The organism is Paraburkholderia bengalensis (genome assembly GCF_037126505.1).
In the GTDB taxonomy this organism is placed as follows: Bacteria; Pseudomonadota; Gammaproteobacteria; order Burkholderiales; family Burkholderiaceae; genus Paraburkholderia; species Paraburkholderia bengalensis.
In genome coordinates, this window is sequence record NZ_JACFYJ010000190.1 from 1 (window position 1) to 5,143 (window position 5,143).

Consider the following 5,143-nt stretch of genomic DNA (forward strand, 5'->3'; position numbering starts at 1 on the left):
CCGGCAACGCCCGCGCCGCGAAGGCGCAACGCGGATGCGCACGCAAAGGGCAAACACACACCGGCAACGCCCGCGCCGCGAAGGCGCAACGCGGATGCCAGTGCAAAGGGCAGAACGCCCAAACAGTCCCTGCATCGCCGACAAAAAAATCAAAACGTCAAATCATGCAACTTCCGCATGCCATCCAGCAGCCATTGAAAAACAGACTGCTCCGAACTCGCGACGGGCGTCGGCGTCCCGAGCTTGTCGAGCGTATCCTGCCGCCGCGACAACATCTGACACATCAGCCGTGCGACGTCCGGCTTGTCCTTGAGCAACGGCGTCAGATCGTCTTTCTTCAACTGATAAACCGTGGAGCGCGTGAGCGCCGAAATCGTCACGCGCGCCGGCATTCCCGCAAGCAGGCCCATCTCGCCCAACGCATCGCCCGGCCCCAGGCGCGTCACTTCGACCGGGCCGGACGCGTCTTCCGCCACCACGGAAAGCACGCCCGAATCGACGATCGTCAGATGGTCGGGAACCACCTCGGGCGACATCACCTTCTCGTTACGGTCGTACTCGCGGCGCGTCAGCAGCGGCGCGAGCTGCTTCAATTCATCCGTCGTCAGCGCGTTGAAAATTTCCACGCGACGCAGCAGGCTCAAACGCGCGTCGGTCTGTTGCACCGGCGCGGACGGCGCGTACGGTGCGCCGGGCGGACGCAGTTCGATCCCCGCTGCCTGCAACTGCCGGTAGCACAGGTCGTACAGTTCGTTGGTGACGGCGAGCTTCTTGCCCATGTCGTCGACGTACGCGGTCGCTTCGTACTGGACCGACATGACCGTGGTCCGCTTCACGATTGCATATGGCGCGGGCTCCGCGATCACCGCGCGCACGCCCGCGAGCGCGCGTTCGAGCGCCGCCAGCACGACGCTCGGGCGCGCCTCCGGCGTGATCTCGAGCGTCACGGTCACGCCGTGCAGCGTCGGAGGGCGGTTGTTGTTGGTGATCTTCGCCTTCGCGGCGACCGCGTTCGGAACGATCATGATATTGCCCTGCGACGTCAGCAGATGCGTTGCGCGCCAGTTCATCTCCACCACCTTGCCCTCGACGCCGTCGATCGACACCCAGTCGCCGATGTGATACGGCTCGGTCGTGTTGATGACGATGCCGGCGAACACGTCGCTGAGCGTGCTCTGGATCGCGAGGCCGAGCACGATGGCGAGCGCGCCCGACGTCGCGACGAGTCCGCGCACGGGCAACTCGAGCACAAAGCCAAGTGCGGCGACCACGGCGGCGAGAAACACCAGCGCGCCGAATACGTCCTGAAAGAGCCGCTGCCGGCGCCACCTTTTGGGCAGCAGCAGCGTGTCGAGCGCGAGGCTCAGGAGGCGCGCGCCCATCAGCCACCAGATCACTTCGAGTATCTGGCCGAGGACGTGCTGCGGCATCGAATCGGGATACGGCGCCTGCGAGAACGGACTCAGTCCTGTGCTGAACAGCAGCGCACTGAAGCCCGCGTAAATGCACAGGCGCACCAGCAGCCGCGCGACTTCGTTTTGAGGAACGGCGCAGCGCCAGAGCACGACGTCGAACGCGACGAGCGCAAAGCCGATAATCAGCGGATTGTTCACGCACACTCCGTAGCGGGTTGAACAGCGAGGCAAGCGTGCAGGGCGACTGCTGCGACAGTATCACGGCCTTTCGCAACACGGCTGATGTCCCTGTCCCTTGCTCGTCGAGGCCATCTTTTACGATATTTTTTCCTGCGTCGCAGCAGAGCGGTCCCCGCCCGTTTTGCCTCGGACGATGCACAACGCTGCTCGCGGCAGCCTGCGGCGCGTGCGGTTCGTCACATCACTTCGCGTTGAACGAGTAGTCGCCGTGCGTGCGATGGCCGTCCTGCGCCACGGCCACCCAATGCACCGTGTATCTGCCCGCGGCCAGGGCGGGCAGCGCGACGGACGCGACGTCGGGCTGCTGCGCATCGACCGTCGATTTCGCGGTATTCACCTGCTTGCCCGACGCGTCCGTCACGGTCAACTTGCTGAAGGCGGGTTCGAGCGGGCCGTCGAACGTGATGCTCACCTTGGCAGGCGCTTCGATCGTCGCGCCCGGGCCGGGCTCCTGCTTCTGCGGAAACACATGAGCGAGCGCGGCGAGCGGACTGAGCGCAAAGCCCAGCGCAAGCGCCGCGGCGATGCCTGTCGTGTCGAGGTTCATGGCGAGTGTCCTCAATATGGAAAGAGCGGCTTGCCGATGGTGGTCGGCGCGATGTCGTCGAAGAAGAAGTGCGCCTGCGCGAGCAGCCCGACGCGCGAGCCGCTCGCGTGATTCACGGGGATTTGCGCTTCGACGCCGAATTGTCCGTAGCGATTGGTCCAGATGAAGCCGGGCTTTCCTGAGCGTGAGCGCGTTGTACGCTTGCGTCACGCAAGGCGGCACGCGCGAAAACAGCAACGCTGTGCTGGCGTTGCCCGTTTACGCTTCGGCTCAGAGAGGAACGGGAGGCGCGCGTGGCTGCGCGGCCTCGAACGGTGCAGCGAGCCCGACGCTTTCGAAGCGCGCCTGAACGCGCTGCGTGATCGCGGCAACAGTCAGCGCAAAGGCGATGGGCGTCGAGGGCAGCACGGGCGCATGCGCATGAAGGCTGCAATAGCCGCACGCATGCCAGTGCGAGGCGAGGGTATGGGCGTCGGCGGGGTCGTCTTCGCGCGTGTCGGCGGCAGCGGCTGTGTGCGCGGAGCAGAGCGCGGAGGCGGGATCGTCTGCGCCGCGGCTTGCGGCTATGGCCTGCGAGACAGTGGGCGCGAGCGTCGCCATCAGGATCGCGAGCAGCCCGAGGATGCAGCCAATCTTCCGATGGAACCGGCTCGACATGGAGGAAAAAATGGGTGCGCGATGCTGCGCGGATTATGCCACGGCCATTGCCGAGCCGCAGCGGATGCGGCGCGAGCGCGTGCACTAGAAAACTTTTCGTCAGGCTGTCGATTCGTCGCCGCGTCGTTCGTCGTATGTGTAGAACCGGGCGAGCAGTCGTTTTATGCCCGGCGTCGATGAAAGGCGATGGAACGCTGACCAAAAGGAGAGCGCAATGAAGTACGTGGATGGATTCGTCGTCGCGGTCAAGGAAGAGAGCCGCGAAATCTACCGCAAGCACGCAACGACGGCGGCGGGCGTGTTCAAGGAATACGGCGCGTTGAACGTCGTCGAATGCTGGGGCGACGACGTGCCGGAAGGCAAGCTCACTTCGTTTCCGATGGCCGTCAAGCGCGAACCCGGCGAGGTCGTGGTGTTTTCATGGGTCGTGTGGCCTTCGCGTGCGGTGCGCGACGAAGGCATGAAGAAGGTGATGGCCGATCCGCGCCTTCAGCCCGACGTGATGCCCATGCCGTTCGACGGCAAGCGGCTGATCTACGGCGGCTTCGAGGTGATCGTCGATATGTGACGGGGCACATGCGCGCGCTTTTATCGCGGTATTGAAGCCGTCGGCAAGCTAAAGGATCATTGGTGACTACTCCTCAACGCGATTTGCACAAAGGGCGATGCGTGTTCCATATAGCCGCGCTTTTTTCGAACTGCAATGGCGGTTCGCCGAACATGTGACCGCCATTTCGGGCATGCCGCTGGATCGGGTGCTATTGCATTACACGAATTTCTATATTCGTTTCGGCTTGGGCCGCGAATACGACGCTACGCATTCCGTGTGGCGGATGTATCTCGATGGCCTGGCAATCGCAACGGACCCGGTCGACTGGACGTGGCGCCTTTTTCTCGCGCGCCCGTCTGTGCCGCCGCCTTCTCTGGTGGCGACGTTCGGCTGCTTTTCATACGCGGATGCAGGCGACGATTGCATGCGGCTGCATTTCGCCAATGCGCAATCGTGCGAATGTTCGCCGTTGAGTGGGGCATGCTTCGGCGCAAGACGAGCGGAATTGCGAGCGTTATTCGCGCATGCGCGGCAAACGCATCCGTCGATACAGCGCGTGTTGGGCACGTCGTGGCTTTACCATTTGCCTGCTTATCGGCGGCTATTTCCCATGGGATACCTGGAAACGGCGCGTGAATCGTCGTCGCGCTTTCGAAACATGCCGCTTTGGGGGCAGTTTCTCGACCGGCATGGCGACGTGCGGCCGGGCATCAGGCAGCAGTTCCTGGAGCGGCTCGCGCGCGTGAGCGACATGCGCGATCTCGCCCGATGTTTTCCCTTCACGCCGCTTGCCGTCGATGCGCCCGTCGCACTGTTCGACGGCTTTTACGACGAGAACTCGCACTCAAGCTTTGCGCCCGATTGCCGATAACGTGAGTGGCCGTTCCTTAAGCAAAGCTACAACCACGATGCGTTTGAACAAGACCGAGTCTGTACTGTTAGCCGTCGCCGTATTCGCCATTTTCAGTTTCAGCGGCTGGCTGCAGCGTGAAATGAAGCATGCCGCGCGCGAGCGCAACCGGCACGACGTCGGCACGATCGTCGATGCGGCTTGCGCCAATCTCAACGCCGCCGAACTCGAATCCAGCGACAACGGCCAGTTGCAATGCGGCACGATCGCGCATGAAGCCCCGCACGAAGCGTCGGCGGTGCCCGAAGCCTTGACGGCGGCGGCCGCGACGACGGTTCCCAATCCCTGAGTTGCCTTTTGCAGCGCGCCTCCCGTCGACAATACCTCACACGCTGATATACTAAATACAATCATGACCCGCGTGTCGAGCAATGCATTGACAGATCTCACGCGGACAAAAGGCGCGGCGCAGTACGCCGCTTGAACCACCCACGGTGTGTGCTCCACACCGACCGGATCAGAGGCGATGCATGTCGTCAGAACTTGACAGTCAGCCAGCGGCCACGCCGTTCACCCTGTCATTGCAACCTATCGGCACGAGCGCGAGCTTGCGCGACCGCGCGTACGCGATGCTGCGTCAGGCCATCGCGGACGCCGACATTTACGCGTCGCGCGAAGAGATTCGACTCGACGACCGTGCGTTGAGCGAATCGCTGGGCGTGAGCCGCACGCCCGTGCGCGAGGCGATGACGCTGCTCGAGCAGGAAGGCTTCGTGCGCACAATACCGCGCCGCGGCATCTACATCGTGCGCAAGAGCAAGCGCGAGATCGTCGAGATGGTGCAGATGTGGGCCGCGCTCGAAAGCATGGCCGCGCGGCTTGCC

At 63.4% G+C, this 5,143-nt stretch carries 7 protein-coding genes; 4 read left to right on the forward strand and 3 right to left on the reverse strand.

Annotated features, from left to right (window positions below; genetic code table 11):
• Positions 1-149: 149 nt before the first annotated feature.
• The 3 genes from H3V53_RS42185 to H3V53_RS42200 form a co-directional block, all read right to left on the reverse strand.
• Entirely contained in the window at positions 150-1,613 is a 1,464-nt protein-coding gene (locus H3V53_RS42185) for a mechanosensitive ion channel family protein (RefSeq protein ID WP_336602895.1), read from the reverse strand.
• Between the two features lie 223 nt (positions 1,614-1,836).
• A complete protein-coding gene (locus H3V53_RS42190) occupies positions 1,837-2,202 on the reverse strand; it encodes a copper resistance CopC family protein (protein WP_336602896.1) in 366 nt (121 codons plus the stop codon).
• A 270-nt stretch (positions 2,203-2,472) separates the two neighbouring features.
• Positions 2,473-2,859, reverse strand: coding sequence for a DUF2946 domain-containing protein (locus H3V53_RS42200; protein ID WP_336602897.1), 387 nt, complete (start codon positions 2,857-2,859; stop codon positions 2,473-2,475).
• 214 nt (positions 2,860-3,073) lie between these two features.
• Between H3V53_RS42200 and H3V53_RS42205 the strand changes: the two genes are divergently transcribed.
• The 4 genes from H3V53_RS42205 to H3V53_RS42220 all read left to right on the forward strand — a co-directional run.
• Positions 3,074-3,427 carry a DUF1428 domain-containing protein gene (locus H3V53_RS42205; RefSeq protein WP_336602898.1) on the forward strand — a complete coding sequence of 118 codons (354 nt, stop codon included), beginning with the start codon at positions 3,074-3,076 and terminating at the stop codon, positions 3,425-3,427.
• 97 nt (positions 3,428-3,524) lie between these two features.
• Positions 3,525-4,280: a hypothetical protein gene (locus tag H3V53_RS42210; protein WP_336602899.1), complete on the forward strand. Its 756-nt coding sequence runs from the start codon at positions 3,525-3,527 to the stop codon at positions 4,278-4,280.
• 37 nt (positions 4,281-4,317) lie between these two features.
• Positions 4,318-4,608, forward strand: a complete 291-nt coding sequence (locus H3V53_RS42215; RefSeq protein ID WP_336602900.1) for a hypothetical protein — start codon at positions 4,318-4,320, stop codon at positions 4,606-4,608.
• 181 nt (positions 4,609-4,789) lie between these two features.
• The coding region (locus H3V53_RS42220) for a GntR family transcriptional regulator (RefSeq protein ID WP_336602901.1) at positions 4,790-5,143 on the forward strand (354 nt) is incomplete at its 3' end.

Coding starts and splice junctions, on each gene's coding strand:
- H3V53_RS42200 (WP_336602897.1), bottom strand. CDS start 2,859: ATGTCGAGCCGGTTCCATCGGAAGATTGGCTGCATCCTCGGGCTGCTC.
- H3V53_RS42210 (WP_336602899.1), top strand. CDS start 3,525: ATGCGTGTTCCATATAGCCGCGCTTTTTTCGAACTGCAATGGCGGTTC.
- H3V53_RS42205 (WP_336602898.1), top strand. CDS start 3,074: ATGAAGTACGTGGATGGATTCGTCGTCGCGGTCAAGGAAGAGAGCCGC.
- H3V53_RS42215 (WP_336602900.1), top strand. CDS start 4,318: ATGCGTTTGAACAAGACCGAGTCTGTACTGTTAGCCGTCGCCGTATTC.
- H3V53_RS42190 (WP_336602896.1), bottom strand. CDS start 2,202: ATGAACCTCGACACGACAGGCATCGCCGCGGCGCTTGCGCTGGGCTTT.